Here is a 26010-nt window from a genome sequence, read left to right as displayed (position 1 = left end):
GTCCGCCGCTTACTGCATCACATCTTTACTTCTTCAGCGTATCGATACCACCCTGGGACATGTAGCCGTCTTCAACGGCGTCGCTCACGTCGTAGGCCTTCTTGTCGGACTTGATGGCCTTCAGAACCTTTTCCGGATAGGCCGGAATGGCCCTGATGCGGGCGCCGCAGGCGTTGTCGATGGCGTTGAGTATGGAGACGTGGGGCGAGGTGAGCGGCCCCTCGCCTACGCCGGCGGCGCCGAACGGCCCGTCCGCACGCGGGGTCTCCAGGTAGATCAGCTCCATGTCGTCCGTGATGTCCTTGCAGAACGGGAAGCCGGAACCGATCAGGTTGGTGTGCTTGTCGAGCTTCTCGAAGTCCTCGGTCAGCGCCAGGCCGATTCCCTGGGCAAGGCCGCCGTACACCTGGCCGTCGACGACGAGCCGGTTGGTGATGGTGCCGTAGTCGCCAACGGTGGTCATCTTGACAACCGTGGTCTTGCCGGTGGTGACGTCCACTTCGACTTCGGACATGAAGAGGCAGTACATGTAGATGCAGAACGGTTTCCCCTGCTGGTTGTCGTCCATGTGGGTGCAGGGGGTGGTCCAGCTCCCCTCGTGCTTGACCGCGATCCCCTCTTTGACCATCTCGTCGTAGCTGCGGAAGGTGCCGTCAGCTTTACGCATGGCGTCGAGGAGCAGGGTGCACGCCGCCTTGATGGCGTTGCCGGTGACCACGTTCTGGCGGCTCCCGCCGGAGGGGCCGGAGTTGGGGTGCAGGCTCGTGTCGTTCAGGCTGAGCTTGATCTGCGACGGCTTGAGGTTCAGGGGGCGGAGCGTTTCGTGGGCGAACGCCACCGTTCCCATGTCCGCACCTTGGCCATGGTCTTCCCAGGCGTTGCCGACCATGACGTCGCCGTTGGGGAGGAGCTCAGCCCAGGCGCCGGAGGTGTCGGGGCCGTCGAGGCCGCAGCCGTAGATGCCGAGGGATACGCCGACGCCGCGCTTCTTCGTTTCGGTCGACTCGGCCTTGGCCTTCTCCAGTGCCGCCCGGTACTTGGGACGCATGATGTCGAACATCTCCGGGAAGCAGTAGACTTCCGGCTCCTGGCCGGTCGGGGTGGTGGCGCCGGGGCGGTAGCAGTTGATGTAGCGGAGCTCGAACGGGTCCATCCCCATCTTCTTGGCGAGCTCGTCCACCAGCGACTCGGAGGCGAGGAAGCTCTGGGGTGAGCCGTAGGCGCGGAAGGCGGAGCCCCAGCCGTGGTTGGTGCAGACGGTGCGGCCTACGCCGCGGATGTTCTTGATGTCGTAGCCGGCGCCGATGAACTGGGCGCCACGGACGGTGAGGAGGTCACCGAACTCGGAGTACGGTCCGTGGTCCACCGACCAGTCGCTCTCCAGGGCGAGGAACTTGCCGTTCTCGTCGGCCGCCAGCTTCGCCTTGAGCCAGAACGGCGAACGCTTACCGGTGTAGGTCTGCTGCTGGTACCAGTCGTAGCCGAGGAAGCAGGGGCGGCCGGTGGCCATGGTGGCGGCGGCGATCAGGGCTTCCATGGTGGGGCTGAACTTGTAGCCGAAGGTGGCGCCGGTCGGGTTCTGGACGATGACCAGCTGGTCCGGCTCCAGGCCGAGGCCCGGGGCGATCATGTAGAGATGGAGGTGGATGCCGATCGACTTGGAGTGGACCACCACCCGCTTCTGGTCGTCGATGTAAGCGAAGCCCACGTCCGGCTCGATCGGCATGTGGGGCTGGCGCTGGAGGTAGTACTCACCCTCCACCACGTGAGCGGCCTTCTCCATGATGGGCGCGGTCTCCTCACCCTTCTTCACGTTCAACTCGTAGTAGATGTTGGGGGTGCCGGGATGGATCTCGATGGCGTCCTCTGCCATGGCGGCCGGGGCGTTCATGTAGGCGGGCAGGACCTCCAGGTCCACCTTCACCTTGGCGGCGGCGGCCTTGGCATTTTCCTTGGTGTCGGCGCAGACGATGGCCACCACGTCGCCGTACTGGAAGATCTTGGTGTCGTTCAGGATGGGACGGTCCCACCCGTCCCCCTTGTTGGTGGGGAAGGTGATGAGGCCGGTGATGCGGTTTTTCCCCTTCACGTCCTTGTGGGTCACCACCTTGAAGACCCCCGGCATCCGCTCCGCCTCGGAGGTATCGATCCCCTTGATGATGGCGTGAGAAACCTCCGGCTGCACCAGGGCGCACTGGAGTGTACCTTCGGGGAGCTGGGTCCCCATGTCCTCGCCGAAGTCCCAGGTGCCGGTCACCTTGGCGACGGAGGTGGGACGCGGATAGCAGGTGCCGTAGACCTTGCCGTCGGCCGGGAGCTTGAACTCCAGGGCAGAGGCGGGCATCTCGCCGCGGAGCACCCTGGCGGCGTCCATGACCGCGTCGACGATCATCTTGTAGCCGGTGCAGCGGCAGGCGTTGCGGTTTTTCTGGAACCAGTCCCGCACCTCTTCGCGGGTCGGCCGCGGGTTGACATCGAGGAGCGCCTTGGCGGAGACGATGAAGCCCGGGGTACAGAAGCCGCACTGCAGCGCCCCGTGGAAGATGAACGCCTGCTGCAGGGGGTGGAGGTTGAGCGGGGTGCCGATCCCCTCGATGGTGGTGATCTCGGCCCGGGCCTCGATCCGCTTCATCCGCACCACGCACGAACGGACGAGCTTGCCGTCCACGATCACGTTGCAGGCGCCGCACATGCCGGTGCCGCAGCCGACTTTGGTCCCGGTCAGATGGAGCTGCTTGCGCAGCACATCGGACAGGAGCGCTTCCTGGTCAACGATCAGCGTTCTTTCGATGCCGTTGACGACGAGAACCTTCTTTTGCATTGGATTTCCTCCTTGTGGGATATGAATCAAGGCGCCGCTAGGCGCCGAAGCCGCAATCGGGGAAGCGGCAGTCGCTGCAACCGAGACAGAGTCCCCCATGGCCGAGAGTGGTAAAATCCTTCCGGGTCAGCCGCTCGCCGGCCAGGATGCGGGGAACGATAAGGTCGAAGACGGTCGCCTTGTTGTACATGGCACAGCCGGGCACCCCGACCACCGGGATATCGCCGATATATGCCAGCATGAACATGGAGCCGGGGAAGGTGGGCGAGCCGTAGGTCACTTCCCGCCCCCCGGCGGCCCGGATGCTGGCCGGGGTCCGGTCGTCGGGGTCCACCGACATCCCGCCGGTCACCACGACCATGCCGACCCCTTCGCTGATGAGATCGTGAATGGCCTGGACCGTCAGGGGGATGCTGTCCGGAACCAGGATCTGCCGGTGGATGGTGCTCCCGAGCGCCCGGATCTTTGCGTCGACCACCGGTCCGAACTTGTCTTCGATCCGCTGGTGATAGACCTCGTTGCCGGTGGTGACGAGCCCCACCTTCAGGGATTGCAGCGGTATCACTTCGATGACCGCTCCGTACTCCCGGCAGATATCTTCCACCGCACTGATTTTCTCCTCTTCGGTGTAGAGGGGGATGATCCTCGTTCCTCCCACCAGCTTCCGGGTCGCCACCGGCCGGTTTGTATGGGCGGTGGCAAAGACCACCTCTTCGATGGCATTGATCCGGTCGAGGGCCGCGACATTCACTTTCAGCAGTCCCGGACGCGCTGTCATGAGCCGCACCTTCCCTTCGGCCGGCGGCAGCATCTGTACTCCTGGCCCCACCGCCGCCCTGGCAATCCTTACCGCGGCCGCATCCTCATGCACGAACCCCTCTTCCAGTTCGAGGACATAGATGTGGTCCTTGCCAAGCCTGAGAAGCTGCTCCACATCGTCCGGGGCGATGATGTGACCCTTCTTGAAGGCCCGGCCGCTGAACTCACCCGGAGCAATGCGGGTTATGTCGTGGAACAGCACCCTGCCGACCGATTGCTGCACGGGAATCTCTTTCATCATGGGATTATTCCTCCGTCGGATGGCAGTGATCGCTGCAGTTGCAGCCGCTCTCGCCGGACGAACAGCGCCCTTCCAGATGACTTTGCTGAACCGTCAGTTCGATCAGACTGCCGCTGTCGAAGAGCGCCACGTTCTTCTCCACCGTAACGGAACCCGCCCGGTAGACCGGGAAACCGCAGAGATTCATGGCCCGAAGCGCATCGTCGCCGATCCCGTCGACAATAATGGCGTCGAGGCGCTCTCCCCGCAGGGCGCTGAACGGATTGCACCCACTTAAGGGATGGTTGCGGTCGCAGTTGGGAATGGCCGTACAACGGTCGTCGCGGGTATCGACCACCAGAAACCGGGGGGCCGAGGCAAAGTGCCCGTACACCGTGCTGGCTGTGCCTGCATTGTCGTTTATGGGAAAGCAGAGCCGCATCGAAAGCCTCCTGGGGAAAACATCTACACCGCATCAATTCTCCACATCTGAACATTGAGCCTGACCGTCACCGGCCATGGAGATTCTTGAGCGTATAGGTCTTGCACTTCGTACACTGCGACTTGTACTGGCCAAGATGGCGGTAACAGTACCAGGCGCCGCAGACCGTGCAGCTCTTGACGCGGTAATCATCGGAATCGGCCGTCGCTCCGCACACGGCGCACGTCACCTGTGCCATCGTGTCTCTCCTGTCCCGGTGGCTGGAGGCGGGGCCGCGATCCGCAGCGACCCCGCCGGATTGTGATGTGAAGGGGAAATTTAGACTCAGGCGGCCTTTCTTCGGGCAACCCGCTTGATGTTGAGGAGATTCTTGTAGCCGACGTTCTCGGTGGTGATGTTCCCCCCCATGGCACCGCAGCCGAGGGTGAGGGACGGCACCAGGTCGTTGTAAAGGGCGCCGATGGTGCCGTGGACCGAGGGCTGGTTCCAGACGACCCGGTTGGCCGGTACCCGGAGGGCGAACTCCTTCGCCACCTCTTCGTCCTCGGTGAAGACCACGGCCGAGTGGCCGGCGCCGCCGAACTCCAGCTGGCAGACGGCGGCGGAGATCGCCTTCTCCCTGCTGTCGACGATGTACCAGCCGAGGACCGGGGAAAGCTTCTCGTGGCTCATCCAGTCCTCGGGGCCGGTGGTGGTCAGCGGCACCATCAGCAGCTTCACCTCGGCAGGGATGGTGAACCCGGCCAGTTCGGCGATGAACTGGGGCCTCTTGCCGACGATGGCCATGGAGGGGACGCCGCGCTCCTTGTCGAACATGACCGCTTCGAGCCTGGCCTTCTCTTCCTCGCTGCAGAGGTAGGCCCCCTTCTCCCTGAAGAGCTGGAGCGCCTTCTCGGCAACGGCTTTGTCGTCGAAGATCACCGACTGGTCCGAGGAGCAGATGGTGCCGTTGTCGAAGGTCTTGGAGGCGATCACGTCCGGGATGGCGATCTCAAGGTTGGCGGTCTTCTCGATGTAGACCGGCACGTTGCCGGGTCCGACGCCAAGGGCCGGGTGGCCCGAGCTGTAGGCCGCCTTGACCATGGCGCCGCCGCCGGTGGCGATGACCAGGGCCACGTTGGGGTGCTTCATGAGGGCATCGGTCGCCTCGATGGACGGCTCGGTGATCCACTGGATGCAGTCGGCCGGGGCACCGGCCTCGACGGCGGCCTCAAGCATGATCCTGGCGGCCTCCTCGCTGCACTTCTGGGCCTTGGGGTGGAAGGCGAAGCAGATGACGTTGCGCCCCTTTAGGGCGATGAGTGCCTTGAAGAGGGTCGTTGCGGCCGGGTTCGTCACCGGCGTGACGGCGGCGATCACGCCGAACGGCTCGGCGATGGAGAGGATGCCGTCCTCCTCCTCGATGATGCCGACCGACGGCTTCCCCCGCATGTAGTCATAGACCACCTGGGTACCGAAGTGGTTCTTTATGACCTTGTCCTCCACGTTGCCGATGCCGGTCTCCTCCACCGCCATCTCCGCCAGCTTCCGCTCGTTGGCCACGCCGGCCCTTGCCATGGCGGACACGACCCTGTCGACTTCGAGCTGGGTGAATCCCCTGAACGACTCCGCCGCCTTCTCTGCCCTTGCTATCATCTGATTGATCTGCGCTGATACATTCGACATGACTGTTTCCTTTCTCCCCACCGGTAATTTTGGATGTCGGGCAAGCCCTTTTGAAGTCCATTCATAGCAGCGCATGTGCCAATATATAGAACCGGGTTTTAATTGATCGGGATTTCATCTTCATCATCCAGAAGCCTTCGAAATTCTGCACAATTAGCAGAAGGAGCAGAGGCTGGGAAGGCTCGATTTCCGAAGTCCGGTGCGGCAAGACTGGCAATAGTGTCACAGGATGGTACAGGTGTTGCTGTGCATCTGTAGCAAAAGAAAACAGTGTTCGATGGATCCAATGGATTGCTTCATGGGAGGTGGGTATGACGTGGTCTGCATCCGGCCGGGTTTCAGACGCAGTCGACACAACGGCACGTTTCATGGCGGGGGAGCCGCTTCCCGATGGGCACCTCCCCGAGGTCATCAGTCGCTCCTGGCAGCGGTGCGTCGACCGGAGGATCAGCGCCGAACGGCAGACCAGGGACATTCCGGTGGTCTCCGCCGGAGCGCTGGCCGGGTTTCGCGAGCGGGGCCGACGGCTGATCCTCCATGCGGAGCCGGTGATGGAGCAGCTCCATGAGCAGATTTCCGGGACTTCCAGCGTGGTGGTGCTGACCGACACGGCCGGGGTAGTGCTGCACTCGGTGGGCGACCCGGACTTCGTGGAGAAGGCACGGCAGGTGACCCTCCGGCCGGGCGGCATCTGGAGTGAGGAGGCCAACGGCACCAACGCCATCGGCACGGCCCTCGTGGAGCAGGTCCCGGTGTCGGTGCACAGCACCGAGCACTTCATTGCCGTCAACCAGTTCCTCACCTGTTCGGCGGCCCCGATCTTCGACCCCATGGGGAGGATGCTCGGCGTGCTCGATGTCTCCAGCGATTCCGCCACCTACCAGCGGCACACCATGGCGCTGGTGCGGATGTCGGCCCAGATGATCGAGAACCAGTTTTTCGCCCACGAATGCAACGATGAGATTCTGATTCATTTCCACCTGCGTCCGGAGTTCATCGGCACCCTCTACGAGGGGATCGCCGTCTTCTCCCTGGACGGGCGCTTCGTTGCCGCCAACCGGTCAGCCCTTCTCCAGTTGGGACTCGACCGCTACGATGCGGAAAAGCGAAACATCGGCAGCATCTTCGACCTGACCCTCGCCGGCCTGTTCGAACAGGCCCGCTCCCTGCCACAACCGGTGATACGGCTTCGGCTGCGAAACGGGGTGGAGGTCTTCGGGAGGGTGAAGTTCGGTTCTTCGGTTTCCCCCGTCACCTACCTGCCGATCCGCGAGCCCAATGCAACCGGCCGCAGCTCCGCGACCGAGCCATTGGGCGGCGCCATGGCGGCCCTTGACCTGGGAGACCAGGCGATGGGGACCGCCATCCGCAAGGCGAGCAAGATCATCGGCCACGACATCCCGCTGATGATCGAAGGGGAATCCGGAAGCGGCAAGGAGATGTTCGCCCGCGCCTTCCACGCCGATGGTCCGCGGAGCAAGGGGCCTTTCGTTGCTCTCAACTGCGCCGCCATACCGGAAGGGCTGATCGAGTCGGAGCTCTTCGGCTACCGCGACGGCGCCTTCACCGGCGCCCGCCGCTCCGGCAGCATCGGCAAGATCCAGCAGGCCGACGGCGGCACCCTCTTTCTCGACGAGATCGGCGACATGCCCCTGAGCCTCCAGGCCAGGCTGCTGCGGGTCCTGCAGGACCGCACCGTAACGCCGCTGGGCGGGACCAAGCCCCAGCCGGTCGACATCAAGATCATCTGCGCCACCAACCGCAAGCTGCGCGACGAGGTGGCGGCAGGCCGTTTCCGGGAGGACCTCTACTACCGGCTGAACGGGCTGCTCCTCACCCTCCCTCCCCTGCGGAGCCGCACGGACAGGATCGCACTGGCCGAAAGCATCCTGGGAACGCTCTCCCGGGGCAATGAACGAGTCCGCTTTTCCCCGGAAGTGATCGACCTCTTTTCCCGCCATGCCTGGCCGGGAAATATCCGCCAGATGACGAACGTCATCCGAACGGCGCTGGCGCTCAGGGATGGCGACTGCGAAATCAGGATCGAGCATCTTCCGGAGGATTTTCTGGAGCAGGCTGGTGGGCACAGGGGGGAGTTTCACGTTTCGGCGGAACTGGAGTGCCGTAGCGACTCGGGACGCCTGGAGGAGCTGGAGGCCGCCGCCATCCGGGAGGTGCTTCGGCAGTGCAACGGGAACGTCTCGGCGGCGGCCCGGAAACTGGGGGTCTCCCGGTCGACCCTGTACAGGAAATCGAAGGGAAATCCCTCCGCGCTTACTTGAACTGGATCGCCTTGAGCTCCAGGAACTCCTCCAGCCCGTACTTGCCGAGCTCCCGGCCATGCCCCGACTGTTTGTACCCTCCGAAGGGAGCGAGGATGTTGAAGGAGCCGCCGTTGATATCCACCTGGCCGGTCCGCAGTTTTCGGGCCACCCCCTCGGCCCGCTTCACATCCCCCGACCAGACGCCGCCGGCAAGGCCATACGGAGTATCGTTGGCGATGCGCACGGCATCGTCCTCGTCCCGGTAGGTCATGATGGCCAGCACCGGCCCGAAGATCTCCTCCCGGGCGATGGTCATCTCCGGCGTTACCCGGCCGAAGATGGTCGGCTTCACATAGTAGCCCCGTTCGAACCCTTCGGGAGGCTCCGCCCCGCCGCACAGAAGCTCTGCCCCTTCGGCCACCCCCTTCCGGATGTACTCCAGCACCCGCTCCCGCTGCCGGGCGGAGACCAGGGGCCCGAGCCGCGTCTGCTCATTGAGGGGGTCCCCCGGCACATAGGTGGCAGCAGCCTCCACGGCCAGGGCCACGACCCGATCGTAGAGGGATTCGGGGACGAGCATCCGGGTGTGGGCGCTGCAGGTCTGGCCGGAGTTGACGAAGCAGCTGGCAGCCGTCCCCTTGACCGCCGCGGCAAGATCGGCGTCGTCGAGGATGATGGCGACCGATTTTCCGCCGAGCTCCAGGGCGACCCGCTTGAGGGTAGCCGCCGCCAGGCCGGAGACCGCCAGGCCCGCCCGCACCGATCCGGTGAACGAGATCAGGTCCACGCCGGGGTGGCTCGCCATGGCCTCCCCCACCGGCTCGCCGTAGCCGCTCACCAGGTTCCCCGTTGAGATAGATCTCCTGACGATCGTACATAGCTTCCTCCCTGGTCGAATTGATTGTGCTTCCGGACAAAGCTTCTCATGCTTGCGGGAAGTCACTCGACCTTCATCACGATCATCGTCATGTCGTCCTTCGGGGGAGCGCCGCCGGTAAAGGCGGATACCTCCCGAAGCACGGCGTCGATGATCTTCCCGGGGGACTCTGAATTGTGCGCTCCCATGATGCTGCAGAGGCGGGCAAGACCGAACTGCTCACCGGAGCCGCTCTCGGCTTCGGTGATGCCGTCGGTGTAGAGAATGAGCACATCCCCTTCTTCCAGCCGGACCTGCTTCTCCTCGAAAGAGACCCCTTTGCTGATCCCCAGGATAAGACCGTCGGCGTCCAGCTCGCAGCAACTTTCCCTGGCGGAGCGGCGGGAAAGGAGCGGCGTAACATGCCCCGCGTTCGAATAGCTCAGGATGCGGGTCGGGGCGTCGTACTTGACGTAGAACATGGTGATGAAGAGCTCCGCCTGGCTCAGATCTTCGTGAAGGACATCGTTGAGTGAGGTGAGGATGTCCCCGGTGCCGGTGAACGCGTGCACCTGGGCACGGAGAACGGAGCGGGTTTCGGCCATCATCAGGGCGGCGCCGAAGCTGTGCCCCGAGACATCGGCCACAACCATGTCCACTACGCCATCCTCGCGCCGGTAGTAGTCGAAATAGTCCCCCCCCACGTGGGTGGCGGGAAGACAGCATCCCGATATCCGGACCCCCGCCAGTTCGGGAGGTGCTCCCGGCAGGAGGGAGAGCTGGATCTGCCGGGCGAGCTCCATCTCGCGCAGCAGCCGGGAGTTCTCCAGCAGTGCCTCTTCGGCCCGCTTCCGTTCGGTTATGTCCCGCGCCACCGCCACGCCGTAGAGGTCCCCCTGGAATCTGACCAGCCGGATGGTGATCTCCACCGGGAACCCTTCGCCGGAACATCGGTAGAGCTCGGTAACGATCGTATCCCGGTCCCTCCCCTCCTCGGGGCCGAAAGTCACGAGCTCCCTGATTCTTTCCAGCGCCTCCGCCGGGACGATCTTTCCCAGGGCACCGTCAAGGAGATCCTGCCGCGTACAGCCGAGTTGACGGCACGCCGACTCGTTGACATCGACAAAGGAGAGGGATGGAATCCCGAGGAGAAATATGCAGTCGTTGCTCTGGTCCAGGAGGGACCTGAACCGCTCCAGCTCGTCGAGCTTCTGCTGGAGTTCGGGATAGTAGGTCTTGCGCAGGGATCGTTCGCCGAGACCGATGATCTTTTCCCGCTCGGCGTCCCAGGATTCCTTGGGATCAGAGGGCTTTTTCATAGATGGCTTCGATATCCTCGCGGGTGGGCTGTCGGGGATTGGTAAAGATGCAGGGGTCGTTCATCGCCTTTTCCGCGAGCTCGGGGATGTCGCTCCTTGAGACGCCGAGCCGGGCCAGGGTATGGGTGATGCCCGCCGACTCCCGGAGGGACACGAGAGTGGAGTGCAGGGCGGATCTCACGTCATGGGGGGCCATGCCGAGTACGGAGAGCCCCATCGCCTCCCCCACGAGCATGTAGCGGTCCGGGACCGCATCGAAATTGAAATCGATGACATGGGAAAGAAGGAGGGCGTTACACTCGCCGTGGGGAGAGTCCAGCATTCCTCCCAGGCTGTGGGCCATGGCGTGGATCAGTCCGAGGCTGGTGTTGGAAAAGGCCAGCCCGGCCTCAAGGCTTGCCAGCATCATCCGGCCGCGGAAATTGCCATTGTCCGGAGCCTCCAGGGTCGGCAGAAGATTCGAATAGACCAGCCTGATCGCCTGGAGGGCAAAGAGGTCGGTGATGGGGGAATGGGCCGTCGAGACAAACGCCTCGATGGCATGACAGAGGGCGTCCATCGCCGTGTCCGCCGTCAGTTCCCGGGGCATGGTTGTCGTGGTGACCGGGTCGATGAGGGCGACATCCGGAACGATCATCTTGCTGATGATGGCGTATTTTACGCGGCGCGCGGTGTCCGTGATGATGGCGAACTGGGAGACGTCGGCGGAAGAGCCGGCGGTTGTGGGAACGCAGATCAGGGGGGGAATGGAGAGCTCGACCTTATCGACCCCTTCGAACTCGCGGATATCCCTCTTGTTGGCGCTGACGATGCCTATTCCCTTGGCGCAGTCCATGGGGCTTCCCCCGCCGACCGCCACAATGGCGTTGCACCCCTCTCGGCGGTAGATCTCGGCCCCCTCCTCGATTTCGTGCACCTTGGGATTGGCGGTTACCGAAGAATGGACGGCATATTCGACCCCCGCCTCCCTGAGGGTGGTGAGGACGTCCTCTACCCACCCCGCCGCCTCCACCCCCGGGTCGGTGACGAGAAGTATCTTGCGGGCGCCGAAGTTTTTCGCATATCTGGCCACCAGCTTACGGGCATCGGTGCCGAAAATGAACTCGGGCGCAACGAATTTCCGCAGGGCAAATTCATCCTGTTCCATTATGCAGCCTCCCTTTTTCCGTCCTGCGGTAATTATAGCAAGATTTCGCGAAAAACAGGGGAGGCGCTTCGGGCTACAGCTCGTCGAGAATTTTGAGCCGCTTGGCCCGGTACTCCTCCTCGGTGATCAGCCCCTTCTGCTTCAGATCGTTAAGCAGGATGAGCCGCTCCTCCACGCTTCTGCCGACCGGGCGGGGGGGGGATGTCCGGGGCGCGAGAGCCGGCTTTGCCTCCCGGTTCGTCCCCGTCTCCGGGGGGGACATCACCTGTTCGGCCGGGAGGAGCGACAGCGCCAGCCAGTCGGAACGGTCGTCAACCTGCGCGAGCTCTCCTCCCTTCGTCGTCACGCGCCAGGCGGGGTGAGGGGCCGGCTTCCGGGAACCGGGAACGAACGGGTGGAGCCGTCGATCGTCGCTCTCCCTGACGGGTTCGTGAACCTGACCCAGGATGAGGTTGAGCTTTTCCTGCCGGAAGAAGATGCGACCGGTCGTCAGAAGCGGCTTCTTCACAAATCCGAGAAGGGTGGGGTGGAGTCCCATCATGGCAAAGGTCACGTCGTCGTCAGGCGTGGCCAGCTCAAGGGCCTTCTGGAGTTCGGGGCCGAGTACGTCCAGTTCCCCCTCGGTGAAGAGCGGGACGGGCTGTCCCCCTTCGAGCCTCACCTGGAGCGCGCCCAGGGTCTGGCGAAGGACTTGGGACGACAGGCGGGCCGGGTGCTCGTTGGGGGCGTCGCTGACATCCTGTTTCTCCAGGGCAACGAACTGATCCTGCCTCTCCCAGACCGGCCGACGCTCGGCAGCGCTAACACTTACTGCACCACCAAGGCCCATCCCGGCCAGCAGCAGGCCCCCCACAACTCCCAGCAGCGTCCGTGACAAACGTGTCTTCATGGTCACTCCTCCGCGTCGTTTTTTCCGTCTCTGCCCCGAGTATAGCCGCCGGTCAAGGGATGGCAACCGTTGTCCATTCCGTGTCCCGAAGAAAAAGGGGCGCCCGGGCGCCCCTTTCTTCCGTCCACCTGCGAAGGCTACTTGCCGGCCTTCTTCCCTTCCAGTTTGTCCAGAAGGTCCTTGGTCTCCTGCAGCTTGTCTTCGAGCTTTTTCAGATCCTCCGCCGAATACTTTGCCGAACCCTTCTTGATCTCGGCATTCAGCTTCTTGATCCTTTTCTGGATGATTTCAATCCGGTTCAGGCAATTTTGCGCCGCGAGGTCGCAGGCAACCTTTTCTTGATGGGTCTGCTGTGCCGGCGCCGGTACCGAGGTGGCCAGGAACAGGGCCGCGCAGACAAAGATAGCACTCTTTTTCATGACATCCCTCCGCTGGATTTGGTTGAAAGTTGATGCCCCCACTAGAAGGGGAGCTTGCCCGTCGACATGAGCATGAAGGCCGGGATCAGGAGGCCGACCGGGACCCAGCTGATGAGCGACCAGGCAAGGGTCTTGGCCGATACCTTGCCATAGGCGTTCAGCCAGACCTCAACGGTCAGCACCGTGTAACCGGCGCAGGCCAGGGCCAGGTAGTTGCTCTGGGGGGTAAGGGGTTTGCCGTCCGGGCCCGGTGAGCCGCCGGTGAAGAAGAGCCCCATGTAGATGGCGGAGATGATCGCCACCATCAGGCTGACATTACCCACGGACCGGAGGTCTTCAAGCCCTGTCAGCAGGGCGTAGGATACCGTACAGTACAGGAGCCCGTGGGCGAAGAGAAGACCACCCGTAAACGGGTCCTTGAACATGGCCGTCTGCAGGAAGGCCCCGATCACCACCACCAGACCCACGAAGCCCGTGATGGCGCCGGTCCCCTTGGCCTCTCCCTTGCCGAGGAACAGAATCGCCACCGACAACCACATCAAACTTATTGCTACCAGAATCGCTAACGTCATTGTTGTCTCCTCTATAGGTTTCTCAAAAACGGCCCGACCGGCGCGAACGCCGACCGGGGAAGGAGTTGCGCTTACTCGGCCGTGGTCGGGTCGATAACGGCCCGCACCTCGGCCACGCTGTTGACGGGGAAGCCGCCCTGACGGGCATGCTCCCGGACCATGTCGGCATTGGGCGCGATGTAGATGCAGTAGATCTTGTCGTCGGTGACATAGCTCTGCACCCACTGAATCTGGGGGCCAAGCCCCTGCAGTACGCCGCAGGACTTCTGGGATATGGCCTGGAGTGTCTCAGCGGGAAGGTTCCCGGCGCCCGGCAATTCTCGTTCGATTACGTACTTTGGCATACGTTGCCCCCTTACCAGTAGAACATCGTGCCGACTGCAACACTGTTGGAGTGCTGGGTGGCACCATCGTGCCAGGTGTTCTGGGCATAGGTGTACTCGGCGATGAACTGGGTGAACTTGTTAAAGTTGTAGGCGACCATGGCCACCGCCGCCTCCTGCTTTTTCATGGGGATGAAGGCGCCGGGGGTCCTGTCGAAGTCGGTCTTCTCCTGGCGGGTCTGACCGTAGTTGGCGCCGATCTTGATGGTCGGGGTCAGCATGTAGGTCACCTGGGTCAGGAAGCCCCAATGGGTCCTCTCCTTGCCGGCACCGTCAGTTGACGAGGAGCCGAACTCGTCGCCGTCCTGGGCGCTGATCATGCCGAGCCCCTCGCCGTAGTAACCGGACGCCAGAAGATCGACACCCTTGAAGCCGACCTCGACGCCTGCCGCGCCACCGAGGGACTTGTTGTGCCCGCCCGGGCGGGGTGTGCCCGCCGCCGTGCTGCGGGTATCGGTCTGGAAGAGGCCGGAGGCCCATGCCTGGAAGGTGTTGCCGCCGCCGAAGACCGTGGCGTAGGAAACTTCGCTCTCGATGCGCGGCACATTTGTCTTGGCAGAATTGGCGCTGATCTTATACGGCTCGCCGACGCTCAAGGCCACCTTGACACCATTAAGGTCAGGGGTGGTGTAGCGGATCTGGGGGCCGAAGTTGGTGTAGAGATAGCCGTAGCCGATGTGCCCGAGGGTCGTGGTTGTCCCTATTATCGGGACAACGCCGGCAGTGAGCAGGGTCATGTCGGTCAGGATGTTCTTTCCCTGGTAGAGGTTGAGTGCACGGCCGGCGAGGAGCTCGCCGTATTTCCCCTTAGCAGTGTAATAGATCTCCCTGAAGTCGATGTTTGGGCTGGTTTCGAAGCGATTCTGGCTCGTGTTCTGGATGCTCGGATAGATGCCGACCCGGACGGTGGAATCTACCCCGTTGACGGTGGGGGCCTTGACGTTGAACGCGACCACCGACGGCAGAAGCCCCACCCTTACAGCAAAATTCTGGTCGTTGTTGCCGAGGAAACTGAAAAAGCGGCTACCTGTCGGGGCTGGACTCGTAGACCGGTAGGTGGCGAAGACGTCCACGATCCCGTCCGTGCTGAGCTGCCACCCGTTCTCCCCCCCGATAACAAACCCCGCGTGGGCGGAAGGTAGTGCTGCCATGGAGAGCAAAGCTGCCATGGCGATAATAGTACCTCTCTTCATTTCTGTATCCTCCCCTCATGTCATGATGTACTGCGTGATGTGCTGCATCAGGCCAGGTGCCGGCTGGCTCGCGCCCCGCCGGCCACGCGCTCCGGCAGGGATTCAACGCTGTAAAAACGTTCGAATTGATGATTTCCCGGGGTTCTGCAAAAAAGCGGGGCGGGGAACTGAAGGAGGACTTCCCCGCCCCAAAGGAGTAACTCCACTCTGCCGGCGTCCCGACAGGGTTTCCCTGAACGTTGATCACCACCGGGTCAATTCCTTGTGTAAGTGGACCATGTGCAACCGGAGTGCCACTAATAAAACAGTGGTTTCTTTTTTAACGAATTGTGGCCAAGGCTCGCTAATCCGGGCCATCCCCATCCTTGTTCCCGTAAATCCTGGCAAGCCGGGCGGAATAAAAGATTGTTTGTTGTGTAGAGTTAAGCCACAGCGTAGAAATTATTCCCACCACACCCCCTCCCTGGAGGAATACGGCGCCAATTACGCATATTTTGAACATATTTCGGGAAGTTAACTGTTATACATTCAGTCAAACCTCGTTTGACACTTCGGCATATCTGTTGCTATACTGGGTTACCGTCAGGGGTCTGTATTCACGGTGCTAAAACGGCGTTCAGCCGTAAAGGATGAGTATGCAAAACATGGAGAGCTCCCTTAACCATTACAAGTTCGAAGTGCCGGAGATCATTTTCGGCAGGGGGCTCCTGACCCAGATCGGCTCGTGCGCCCGGCGGCTGGGGGGCCACAAGGTCTTTCTCGTAAGCGACCAGGGGCTCTTCGCCTCGGGGTGGGTGGACAGGGCCATCAGGAGCATCATGGACGCGGGGCTGGAGGTGATCTACTACGACAACATCACCTCCAACCCCAAGGATCTGGAGGTGGAGGAAGGGGCGCGGGAGTACATCCGCCACGGGTGCGACGTCATTGTGGGGCTTGGGGGCGGGAGCTCCATGGATGCGGCCAAGGGGGTGGCGATCCTTGTCTCCAACGGCGGACGGATCAGGGACTTTGAGGGATCGGACAAGATTTTCCGCCCCCTTCCCCCCCTTGTCCTCTGCCCCACCACCTGCGGCACCGGCTCCGACGTCTCTCAGTTCGCCATCATCAACGACACCGAGCGCCGCTGCAAGCTGACCATCATGAGCCGCTGCGTCGCCCCGGACATCAGCCTCACCGACCCCGACACCCTCGAAACCCTCCCCGACGAATACGTCTGCACCACCGCCACCGACGCCCTGAGCCACGCCATGGAGGCGTTCTTCTCGGTGGCCTCCACCACCCTGACCGACGTCCACGCCATCAAGGCCCTGCGGCTGGTCTCCACCAGCCTGGTGAACGCCGTCAGGGAGCGGAGGCCGGACGACCTGGAAAACCTCGCCCGGGCCAGCCTCCACGCGGGGATGGCGTTCTCCAACTCGCTGCTGGGGATTGTTCATGCCCTGGCCCACCCCATCGGCGGCCTCTACGACGCCAACCACGGGAGCATCAATGCCGTCCTCCTGCCGGAGGTCATCAGGTACGACATCCCCGTGGTGAGCGAAAAGCTCCCGGAACTCGCCTGGGGGCTCGGACACCGCACCGACGGCAACATCGGCACCGCCTCGGAGGTGGTCCAGGAGGCGCTGGACAATATGCTCGACGCCGCAGGGGCCCCCCGGAGCCTCCGGAGCCTGGGGGTCGACCGCAAGGACCTTCCCGAACTGGCCCGGCGGGCGCTGAAGGACGTCTGCATCGTCACCTCGCCGCGTGAAGCGGACGAGCAGGACCTGCTGTCGATTCTGGAGAAGGCCTACTGAGATGGAAGAAATCAAGCGGACAAAGTTCGACGAAACGAGCCTGGAACGGCTGCTGGGGCTGGAAAGCTCCAAGATCGGCTTCTACGCCGAGGTCAAGCAGAAGATCCAGGAGCTGGAGGCGGCCAACCTGGGGCTCAGGATCAAGACCAACGAGCTCCAGGCCGTCTTCGATGCCATCAGCGACGGAGTGGTCATCTACGACCACCAGGGAAAAGTCCAGCACCGCAACCACGTCTGCCCGCGGCTCTTCCCCCGGGAAACCACGGTCGGCAAGTCGTGCGCCGCCCTCTTCCACCCCGACCAAGAGCGCGCTCCCTCCCAGTGCCCGGTGGAGCAGGCGCTCGGCGGGGAGACCATGCAGTTCTCCTTCACCACCACCAGGAATGACGGAACAACCCGCTACTTCGACGTCACCGCCACCCCCATCGTCGACCCGAAGGTGGAGCCCCGCGCCCTCGTTTTCCTCCGGGACGTGACCGACAAGCGGATCCACGAGCTGCAGCTGATGCAGGCGGAGAAGATGTCCAGCATCGGCATGCTGGCGGCGGGGGTCGCCCACGAGATCAACAACCCCCTCACCTCGGTGGCAGGTTATGCGGAGGCCCTGCTGCGGCGGTTCCGCACCGAACCGGAGCTGACGGAGGACCCTCGCCTCACCGATTTCCGGAAGTACCTGGAGGTGATCATCCGCGAGTCCTACCGCTGCAAGGGGATCATCGACAGCCTCCTCACCTTCAGCCGCAAGTCGGACGGTTCCGTCGGCCTGGTGAACGTCAACGACATTCTCCGGGAGGTGCTCGAACTCATCCGACACAAGTCCCGCTTCGAAAAGATCGAGATAACGGAGTTTCTGCAGCAGGACCTCCCTGCGGTCAGGGGGGACGCGTCGGGGCTCAGGCAGGTGTTCATGAACCTGACCATGAACGCCTTCCAGGCCATCGAAGGGGGAGGGATGGTGGAAATTTCCACCTTCGACCAGGACGGGATGGTCACGGCATCCATCTGCGATACGGGGTGCGGCATCCCCCCCGAACTTCTCGACCAGATCTGGGACCCGTTTTTCACCACCAAGGAGGTCGGAAAGGGGCTCGGCCTGGGGCTGGCGGTCACCTACAACATCATCAAGAAGCACGGCGGCGAGATTCACGTAGAGAGCAAGCAGGGAATAGGATCGAAATTCACAGTGAGGCTTCCTTCATGTCAGCAATAGGAGCACGCAAAGAAGCGAAACTGCTCGTGGTCGAGGACGAGCACAACCTGAGAGATCTGCTCGAAACCGAGCTCAGGCGAAGCGGCTACAAGGTCGAGGCGGCCGCCGACGGTGAAGAGGGGCTGGAAAAGTACCGGCAGGAGAACTTCAACGTGGTCCTCCTCGACGTCAAGATGCCCGGCATGGACGGGGTCGAGGCCCTCCGGCAGATGCGCGCCGAGTCCAACGTTCCCGAGATCATCGTCTTTACCGGCCACGGGACCATCGAAACCGCGGTGGAGTGCATCAGGCACGGTGCCTACGATTACCTGACCAAGCCGGTGAAACTCGATGAACTGGAGATGGTGATCGACAAGGCCTACGAGAAGAACCGCCTCCGGATCGAAAACATCAATCTGAAGCTGGAGATCAACAAGATCGAGGAGCACCAGCGGATCGTCGGGAAGAGCCAGGTGATCCAGAAGGTCCTGGAGACCGTGCGGCGCTGGGGGGTGACCGACGAGCATGTCCTCATCTGCGGGGAGAGCGGGACCGGGAAGGAACTGATCGCTCGCGCCGTCCACGACGCCAGCCGTCGCAAGGCAAGACCGTTCGTCACGGTCAACTGCGGCCGGCTCAGCGCCAACACCGCCGAGAGCGAGCTCTTCGGCCATGTCCAGGGGGCCTTCACCGGCGCCAACAAAGGGAGGGCCGGGCTCTTCGAACTGGCCGACACCGGCACCCTCTTCATGGACGAAATCTCCGAGATGCCCCTCGACGTTCAGGTGAAGCTGCTGCGGGTCCTGGAAACCGGCACCTTCCGCCGTCTCGGCGGGAACCATGACATCAGCGTCGACGTCCGCTTCGTCTTCGCTTCCAACAAGAAGCTGGAAGAGTGCGTCAACCGGGGGGAGTTCCGCGAGGACCTCTTCCACCGGATCAATCTCCTCCCCATCAATGTCCCACCCCTGCGGGAGCGCCCCGACGACATCGTCCCCCTCTCCTTCTACTTCCTGAAGACCGCCACCGAGGGTGGGGGCATCGGCTGGGAGATCAGCGACGAGGCGATGGCCGCCCTCACGGCCTATTCCTGGCCCGGCAACGTCCGGGAACTGCGCAACGTCATCCGCCGCGCCAGCATCCTGGCCACCGAACCGATCATCTCCTCGGATCTCCTCCCCTTCTCGCCGCCGAAAACCCCGCCCCTCCCCCGGCCCGCCGGACCGTCGGCCGGCGAGACTCCCCCCCTCCCCCTCTGGGTCATCGAACGGGACCACATCCAGAAGGTGCTGGAGAAGGTGGAGGGGAACAAGAGCCGTGCGGCCAAGATCCTCGAAATCGACCGCAAGACCCTCTACACGAAGCTCGAACGCTACGGCCTGCCGACCTAGGACTCTGTCGGACTTAGGGAATCGTAGCGAGAGAATGGCAGATCGAGGGGCGGAGTCCCGCCCCCCCTCCTCCCCACTGAGGCGAAATTCCCCACTGTAGACATAATCCATAGCACCAATTCCCCCCCACGCAACACGTTTTCCTATAATTGTGTTTCAGATTTCCTCGCCCCCGTCTCCTCTCCCGCCTACCGCTCATGAATGAAACAGCCCAAAAACACGATAAATAAACCAATGTTTCATTTGGCATCACCCTTGCTATAGCTATTTCAAAGGGCTGGATCATCGGCATTACCGATCGAAGGCCAAACGCAGGTGCCGGCAATACACTAAAACGTGGTTTTTGGAGGTGACAGCAGGGCGAACATGCCATCGAATCCGCAGTCACGGCAGCATTGGGCAGAACCAATCACTGATGAACTCGTCGAAGAGTTCACATCACAAAAAGGAGGAAGCACCCATGCCACACTTCAGAGATGTAAAGCGGACCCTCAGCCTGGAAAAACGCGAATACCCGATCAAGATGCAGCACGCCTATCCCTCGGTGAATATCGGCTGGGGCGCCCACACCATGGTCGGCAATGACGCCAAGGCCCTCGGCATGACCAACGCCCTCATCGTCACCACCGGCCTGAAGGGGACGGGGATCATCGAGGCGATCCAGGGGGTCCTGAAGCACGCCGGCGTAGCATCCGAAGTCTATGCCAAGGCGACTCCGAACCCGAAGGATTACGAGGTCATGGAAGGGGCCAAGGTTCTGGGCGCCGGCAAGTTCGACGGCGTGATCAGCGTCGGCGGCGGTTCCACCACCGACTGCTGCAAGGCCATCAAGCTGGTACACAGCCACGACGGCCAGGACGTCCGCTCCTTCGAGGGGGCCTTCAAGTGCACCAAGAAGAACAAGATCCCCCACCTCGCCATCAACACCACCTCGGGTACCGGCTCGGAGGTCTCCTGCTTCTCCATCATCAACCACACCGATAAGATGTACAAAATGGCCCTCTTCGATCCCAACTGCACCCCGAGCAAGTCGGTCAACGACCCCCTGCTCCACCAGTGCATGAGCCAGAATCTCGCCGCCTACACCGGCATGGACGCCCTGACCCACGCCGTCGAGGCCATCGCCTCCCGGCTCTGCGTCCAGTCCGCCTACGGCCCGGGCCTCTGGGCCATCACCGAGATCTTCGCCAACCTCCGCCAGTCCTCGGCCAACCGGAACAACGCCAAGGCGATCGAGCAGATGGTCTGGGCCGAGATGGCCGCCGCCTACAGCTTCAACAGCGCCGGCCTCGGCATCGTCCACAGCATGGCCCACGCCATGGGCGGTCTCTATGACTCCCCCCACGGCCTCTGCAACGCCATCGCCCTGGTCGACGTCTGCCGCCTCAACCTCCCCGCCTGCCCCGAGCGCTTCGCCATTATGGCCCGGGCCGCCGGCATCGACACCAACGGCATGTCCGACATCAAGGCCGGCGAGAAGTTCATCGACATGATCCAGGAGCTCAAGGACGACCTGGGGATCACCACCAAGTTCGGCGACCTCGGCCTCCAGGATAAGGACCTCGACAGCCTCTCCAAGTTCGCCGCCGCCGACATCTGCTCCGAAGGGAACCCGATGGATATCGGCTTCGACAACATGCGCGCCGTGTTCAAGGGTTGCATGTAACACCTGAAGCAGTACATGATCTTTAAGGCAGTCTGAAAAGCCGCTGGGCCCGGGGAGAATTTCTCACCGGGTGCCAGCGGCGCTGTTGCATGGATTCCTGACGTTGTAGGGGCGAATCTTGTATTCGCCCATAAAGCATTTCAGGCGATCACAAGGATCGCCCCTACGATGCCCCCGAGGTCAACAATGATCACCGAACAAGAGGTTACCAACGTTCTCCGGACCGGCGGCTACATCGCCGACGAAGCCATCGCCACCGCCGTTTTCCTGGCGATCCGGATGGAGAAGCCGATCCTCATCGAAGGCCCTCCCGGCGTCGGCAAGACCGGCCTCGCCCAGACTCTCTCCCAGGTCATGGAGTTCCCGCTGGTGCGGCTGCAGTGCTACGAGGGGATCGACGAGGGAAAGGCACTCTACGACTGGGAATACGGCAAGCAGCTCCTCTATACCCAGCTTCTGCGCACCCAGCTCGACACCTACCTCGCCGCCTCCGCCAACCTGCGGGAGGCGGTGGAACGCCTGACGGCGGAGGAGAGCCTCTTCTTCTCCGAGAATTTCCTCGTGCAGCGCCCCATCCTGCGGAGCTTCCTCTCGGAGAAGCGCTCGCTGCTCCTGATCGATGAGATCGACCGCTCCGGCGACGAGTTCGAGGCGTTGCTCCTGGAGTGCCTGAGCGATTTCCAGGTCTCCATCCCCGAGCTGGGGGTGATCCCGGCGCGGATCAAGCCCCTCGTCATCCTGACCAGCAACGGCACCCGGATGATCTCCGACGCCCTGCGCCGCCGCTGCCTCTTTCTCTACATCGGCTACCCCGAATTCGACCGGGAGGTCGCCATCGTCCGCACACGCTTCCCCGAAATCTGCGAGGCCCTCGCCCGCCAGATGGTCGATTTCCTGCGCAAGGCGCGGGAGCTCAATCTCCGCAAGCCCCCCAGCGTCTCCGAGACCCTCGACTGGGCCCAGGTCCTCTCGATCCTCCACGCGACGCAGCTCACTCCCCAGGTGGTCGCCAACACGGTGGGGACCATCGCCAAGCACCAGGCGGACCTGGAGCAGGTGAACGACCTCGCGCGCCGGGTTCTGGCGGTCTAGCCACCATGGAACGGATCATCACCAGATTCGTCACGGCCCTGCGGGAGCGGGGGGTCAGGGTTTCTCCCGGGGAAAGCCTCGACGCGGTCAATGCCCTCGCCCTCTGCGGCGTGGGGGGGCGGGAATCGGTCAAGGCGCTCCTGCGCCTGACGCTGGTGAAGAACGTGAACGATATCCCGGCGTTCGAAGAGGTGTTCGACCGCTTCTTCGCCCCCGCCCAGCCCCTCCCCTCCGGGGCCGCTCCGGCCGATCTGCTGGCGGCCATGATCCACATCGTCGAAGGGGAACAGCTGAAGACGGACGCCGTGCGGGGGCACAAGGAGGAGGGACCGACGCTCCTGGTGGACGAAGAGGTGACCGCCGACGAGTTGAAGGATCTGATGGCGCTGGAAGAAACGGAGGGGGAAACCGCCGGGGTCGAGATCATGGTGAAACTGGACGGCTTCCGCGAGAAAAAGCAGTCGCCCCCGTCGGACTTCTACATGAAGAGCCCCCCCACCACCGTCGCCTTCCACCAGGGGGTCACCAAGAGCGCCGTGGCCCCCTTCACCCCGGAAGAGCTTTCGGACATCCAGGAGGTCGTCTCCCGCATGCTCGTGCGGATCCGCAAGGACGTGCGGCGGATGAAGGAGATGGAGAACCGGGGAAAGCTCCACGTGATCCGGACGATCCAGAAGAACTACCGGCACGGGATGGTGCCGTTTCTGCTCTCCTTAAGGCGCAAGCGCAAGGAAAAGCCGCGGCTCGTGGTGCTGTGCGACGTGAGCTACTCCGTCAGTCACGCCAGCCGCTTCATGCTGCTGCTGCTCCACACCCTGCAGAACCGGCTCATGCACGTCCGCAGCTTCATCTTCAACAGGGAGCTGGCCGAGATCACCGCCATGCTCCGCAACATGCCGGTCAACTGCCTCCTGGAGACCATTGATCGGGGGGAGATCGTCAACCTGGACGACAACAGCGACTACGGCAACGTCTTTCTCACCTTCAAGAAGAAGCACCTGGAGAACATGCGGGGCAAACCGGCCGTCATCATCCTGGGGGACGCCCGGAACAACTACAACGAGGCGAACGAATGGGCGCTGGAGGAGATCCGGGAGAAGGCGGGGTACATGCTCTGGCTGACGCCGGAGGAGCGGGAGAGCTGGCAGCGGGGGGACTGCCTCATGGACCTCTACGGCGCCTACTGCGACCGCGTAGAGGTGGTGCGGGACGTGGACGAGCTGAGCCGGATGGTGGAAGACCTCTTCTACACCCTCTACGACCACCACGACACCCGGATCTGGAAACAGGCCCGCCACCGCCCGAAGACGGAGGAGCCCTACGACTACCGGACCTATTACACCCGGGGGAAGACCGCGGCGCCGGCCTTCGACCCCGATGTCCGCAGGCAGTGGTAGACAGGGGAGATCACGGTGAAGCCGCTCCACGAAATCGAAGCGCACCAGATCGAACTGGAGACGAAGATCCAGGAACTGCGCCGCTCGCAGCAAGAACTGGAGGCGTCGCGCAACAAGTACGCCCTGCTGTACGACTTCGCCCCGGTGGGGTACTTCACCCTCAACCGGGAGGGGGTGATCCAGTCGGCCAACCTCTTCGGGGGGAGGCTCCTGGGGGTGGAGCGGGACAGCCTCACCGGCCGGCGCTTCGAGCAGTTCGTGGCCAACGAGGATCGTCCCGCCATCGCCCCTTTCCTCCGGACGGTCTTTGCCGGTTCGGGGAAGGAGACCTGCCGGCTGAAGCTCTCGACGGGGGGCGAGCGCCCTCTCTTCGTCCGGATCGAGGCCATGGCCTCCGAATCGGGGGAAGAGTGCCTCGCGGTCCTCGTGGACATCACCGAGAAGAAAATGGCGGAGCACGCCCTGGCCGAGAGCGAGTACAACCTGGCCAAGGCCCAGTCCATGACCCACGTCGGCTCCTGGAGCTTCGACCCCGCCACCGGCGCGGTGAAGGCCTCGGACGAGCTGCTGCGGATCATGCGCCTGAGCCGCGAGGAAACGACCCAGGAAGCCTTTGCCGGCGTGGTCCATCCGGAAGATTACGCAACGGTCATGGAGCATCTCCGCCGGGGGGCGGAAGGCGGGAAAAGCTATGAAATCGAGCACCGCCTCCAGTTCGGCGACGGCTCCACCCAGTGGGTCCACTCCATCGTCGAGCCCTCCGTCGACGGTATCGGCAGGGTCGTCAGGCTCTACGGCACCACCCAGGACATCACCGAACGGAAGCGGGCCGAAGTAGAGCTGACAAACAAGAGCAACGAGCTGCAGGCGATTTTCGATTCTATCAGCGACGGCATCGTGGTGTACGACCACGACGGCATGGTCCAGCACCACAACCTCATCGCCCCGCGGCTCTTCCCGAAAGAGATCCGGCAGGGGAGCCCCTGCCGGGAGCTCTTCCACCCCGAAGCGACCGCCGTCCCCGGCGAATGTCCCGTGGAGCGGGCGATCCGGGGCGAGCGGGTGGAGACCTCGCAGGTCTCCGTCCGGGAGCGCCACGCCACCCGGTACGTCGACATCACTGCCACCCCCATCGAAGATGCCCTGGGAGAGAAGAACCGGGCCCTGGTCTTCTTGCGGGACGTCTCGAAAAAGCGACTCCAGGAGATGCACCTGATCCAGTCCGAGAAGATGTCGAGCATTGGCGTCCTCGCCACCGGCATCGCCCACGAGATCAACAACCCCCTCACCTCCGTGGCGGGCTACGCCGAGGCGCTCCTGCGGCGCTTCCGCGACGAGCCGGCCCTCACGCGGGATGCCCGTCTGGGGGTCTTCCCCCAGTACCTTGAGGTGATCGTCCGGGAGTCATACCGCTGCAAGGCGATCATCGACCACCTCCTCAGCTTCGGCAGAAAATCCGACGGCATCGCCATCCCGGTGGACATGAACGCGATCCTGCGGGAAATCCTCGAACTGCTGCGGCACCAGCGGAGCTACCAGCAGATCGAGGTGGTTACCAGTCTGAAGGACGGCCTCCCCCGCGTCCTCGGCGACCCCTCCGGCCTGCGCCAGGTCTGCATGAACCTGCTGGTGAACGCCCACCAGGCCATCGAGGGAAGCGGCAGGGTCGAAGTGACTACCGACGCCGCTGACGACGCGACGGTCTCCATCGCCATTCGGGACACCGGCGCCGGCATCCCCCCCGACATGATCGACCGGATCTGGGACCCCTTCTTCACCACCAAGGAAGTCGGCAAAGGGATCGGCCTCGGCCTCGCCCTCACCTTCGACATCGTCAAGCGGCACGGGGGTGAAATCCGGGTGGAGAGCAGGGTCGGCGAAGGCTCGCTCTTCACAGTCATCCTGCCGGTCGGCGGCAGCGAAATGCAACTCAGAAATCCAGCGGACTTCCCGCCTCCTTCACCGTCCTGACCGACATAACACCTCCCCCCGTTTAGCTTCCCGAGCGAGCGGCAACAAAGCAGACCGGCCCCGCAATAGCTTTACAAGAGCCTCAATTGACATCCCTTCCTGGCGCCGTACTATAGTCTTAAAGCCTCACGGATTGGCCGCGGCGAGGCCGAGCGGTTCGCAACCGGGCTGCGGCCCATAACCCCTTCGCCCGCAGGGTTCGCACATGTACTTCATTCAACTGTTCCTGCTGTTACCGATGCTCCTCTTCGTTTATCAGGTGTACCGGTATGCCATAACGCAAACGGGGATCAAGAAAGAGCGAGCCTGTTTCGCTCTGGGGATAACCTATTTCTCCGTGGGGGTCACCTGCCTCGTGTTTCGCAGGCTTCAGCTTGCCTTGCTCGGCCTGCTCCTCTTAATGCTCGGCCTGCTCCTGATTGCCCATGGATTGCAGCGCAAGGACAAGAAGATCTTCATTGATCGGTTCGATGAGGATTTATGAACGTGTGCTTAC

Annotated in this window: 21 protein-coding genes and 1 pseudogene; 9 read left to right on the top strand and 13 right to left on the bottom strand. The window is 62.9% G+C overall.

Features of this window, described 5'->3' with window-relative positions:
* Nucleotides 1–25: 25 nt before the first annotated feature.
* From M6689_RS15565 to M6689_RS15545, 5 genes are all read right to left on the bottom strand, one after another.
* On the bottom strand, nucleotides 26–2821 hold the full coding sequence (locus tag M6689_RS15565; protein WP_298273421.1) for a molybdopterin-dependent aldehyde oxidoreductase: 2796 nt from the start codon (nucleotides 2819–2821) through the stop codon (nucleotides 26–28).
* Between the two features lie 37 nt (nucleotides 2822–2858).
* Nucleotides 2859–3878: a molybdopterin-binding protein gene (locus M6689_RS15560; RefSeq protein WP_366949756.1), complete on the bottom strand. Its 1020-nt coding sequence runs from the start codon at nucleotides 3876–3878 to the stop codon at nucleotides 2859–2861.
* Between the two features lie 7 nt (nucleotides 3879–3885).
* Nucleotides 3886–4302: a NifB/NifX family molybdenum-iron cluster-binding protein gene (locus tag M6689_RS15555; protein ID WP_298273419.1), complete on the bottom strand. Its 417-nt coding sequence runs from the start codon at nucleotides 4300–4302 to the stop codon at nucleotides 3886–3888.
* 67 nt (nucleotides 4303–4369) lie between these two features.
* Entirely contained in the window at nucleotides 4370–4540 is a 171-nt protein-coding gene (locus M6689_RS15550) for a hypothetical protein (RefSeq protein ID WP_298273418.1), read from the bottom strand.
* An 86-nt stretch (nucleotides 4541–4626) separates the two neighbouring features.
* Nucleotides 4627–5967, bottom strand: coding sequence for an aldehyde dehydrogenase family protein (locus tag M6689_RS15545; protein WP_298273417.1), 1341 nt, complete (start codon nucleotides 5965–5967; stop codon nucleotides 4627–4629).
* A 311-nt stretch (nucleotides 5968–6278) separates the two neighbouring features.
* Here M6689_RS15545 and M6689_RS15540 point away from each other — a divergent pair, with 311 nt between their 5' ends.
* Entirely contained in the window at nucleotides 6279–8249 is a 1971-nt protein-coding gene (locus tag M6689_RS15540) for a sigma-54-dependent Fis family transcriptional regulator (RefSeq protein WP_298273416.1), read from the top strand.
* Here the strand turns inward: M6689_RS15540 and M6689_RS15535 are convergent.
* The 8 genes and pseudogenes from M6689_RS15535 to M6689_RS15500 all read right to left on the bottom strand — a co-directional run.
* Nucleotides 8242–9075 (bottom strand): annotated as a pseudogene (locus tag M6689_RS15535) (aldehyde dehydrogenase family protein); the annotation flags it as partial. The gene M6689_RS15540 and the pseudogene M6689_RS15535 overlap by 8 nt on opposite strands.
* Nucleotides 9076–9170: 95 nt before the next feature.
* A complete protein-coding gene (locus M6689_RS15530; RefSeq protein ID WP_298273414.1) occupies nucleotides 9171–10406 on the bottom strand; it encodes a SpoIIE family protein phosphatase in 1236 nt (411 codons plus the stop codon).
* Nucleotides 10390–11553, bottom strand: coding sequence for an alcohol dehydrogenase-like regulatory protein ErcA (gene ercA / locus M6689_RS15525; protein ID WP_298273412.1), 1164 nt, complete (start codon nucleotides 11551–11553; stop codon nucleotides 10390–10392). Before ercA ends, M6689_RS15530 begins: the two co-directional genes overlap by 17 nt.
* Nucleotides 11554–11626: 73 nt before the next feature.
* Entirely contained in the window at nucleotides 11627–12442 is an 816-nt protein-coding gene (locus M6689_RS15520) for an SHOCT domain-containing protein (RefSeq protein WP_298273411.1), read from the bottom strand.
* A 137-nt stretch (nucleotides 12443–12579) separates the two neighbouring features.
* Nucleotides 12580–12861, bottom strand: coding sequence for a hypothetical protein (locus M6689_RS15515; RefSeq protein ID WP_298273410.1), 282 nt, complete (start codon nucleotides 12859–12861; stop codon nucleotides 12580–12582).
* Nucleotides 12862–12902: 41 nt separating this feature from the next.
* Complete coding sequence (locus M6689_RS15510) at nucleotides 12903–13433, bottom strand: AmiS/UreI family transporter (protein ID WP_298273408.1); 531 nt, start codon at nucleotides 13431–13433, stop codon at nucleotides 12903–12905.
* A 71-nt stretch (nucleotides 13434–13504) separates the two neighbouring features.
* A complete protein-coding gene (locus tag M6689_RS15505) occupies nucleotides 13505–13777 on the bottom strand; it encodes a DUF4242 domain-containing protein (RefSeq protein ID WP_298273406.1) in 273 nt (90 codons plus the stop codon).
* Between the two features lie 11 nt (nucleotides 13778–13788).
* A complete protein-coding gene (locus tag M6689_RS15500; protein ID WP_298273404.1) occupies nucleotides 13789–15009 on the bottom strand; it encodes a hypothetical protein in 1221 nt (406 codons plus the stop codon).
* 644 nt (nucleotides 15010–15653) lie between these two features.
* On the opposite strand from M6689_RS15500, the gene M6689_RS15495 reads away from it, so the two are divergent.
* The 8 genes from M6689_RS15495 (at nucleotide 15654) to M6689_RS15460 (ending at nucleotide 25998) form a co-directional block, all read left to right on the top strand.
* Nucleotides 15654–16808 (top strand): iron-containing alcohol dehydrogenase, encoded by a 1155-nt coding sequence (locus M6689_RS15495; RefSeq protein ID WP_298273402.1) that lies wholly within the window; start codon nucleotides 15654–15656, stop codon nucleotides 16806–16808.
* Nucleotide 16809: 1 nt separating this feature from the next.
* Entirely contained in the window at nucleotides 16810–18018 is a 1209-nt protein-coding gene (locus M6689_RS15490; protein ID WP_298273401.1) for an ATP-binding protein, read from the top strand.
* Nucleotides 18006–19388 (top strand): sigma-54 dependent transcriptional regulator, encoded by a 1383-nt coding sequence (locus tag M6689_RS15485; RefSeq protein WP_298273400.1) that lies wholly within the window; start codon nucleotides 18006–18008, stop codon nucleotides 19386–19388. The genes M6689_RS15490 and M6689_RS15485 overlap by 13 nt, the downstream gene beginning before the upstream one ends.
* Before the next feature lie 460 nt (nucleotides 19389–19848).
* A complete protein-coding gene (locus M6689_RS15480; protein ID WP_298273398.1) occupies nucleotides 19849–21054 on the top strand; it encodes an iron-containing alcohol dehydrogenase family protein in 1206 nt (401 codons plus the stop codon).
* A 186-nt stretch (nucleotides 21055–21240) separates the two neighbouring features.
* Nucleotides 21241–22146: a MoxR family ATPase gene (locus M6689_RS15475; RefSeq protein ID WP_298273397.1), complete on the top strand. Its 906-nt coding sequence runs from the start codon at nucleotides 21241–21243 to the stop codon at nucleotides 22144–22146.
* Nucleotides 22147–22151: 5 nt separating this feature from the next.
* Nucleotides 22152–23543 carry a VWA domain-containing protein gene (locus M6689_RS15470; RefSeq protein ID WP_298273396.1) on the top strand — a complete coding sequence of 464 codons (1392 nt, stop codon included), beginning with the start codon at nucleotides 22152–22154 and terminating at the stop codon, nucleotides 23541–23543.
* Between the two features lie 15 nt (nucleotides 23544–23558).
* On the top strand, nucleotides 23559–25514 hold the full coding sequence (locus M6689_RS15465) for a PAS domain-containing sensor histidine kinase (RefSeq protein WP_298273394.1): 1956 nt from the start codon (nucleotides 23559–23561) through the stop codon (nucleotides 25512–25514).
* 205 nt (nucleotides 25515–25719) lie between these two features.
* Nucleotides 25720–25998 carry a hypothetical protein gene (locus M6689_RS15460; protein WP_298273393.1) on the top strand — a complete coding sequence of 93 codons (279 nt, stop codon included), beginning with the start codon at nucleotides 25720–25722 and terminating at the stop codon, nucleotides 25996–25998.
* The last annotated feature ends 12 nt before the right edge of the window (nucleotides 25999–26010 follow it).

This window comes from Geobacter sp. (assembly GCF_027327745.1).
Classification (GTDB): Bacteria; Desulfobacterota; Desulfuromonadia; order Geobacterales; family Geobacteraceae; genus Geobacter.
The sequence above is the reverse complement of the archived record's forward strand: the minus strand, read 5'-3'. Positions and strand labels throughout refer to the sequence as shown.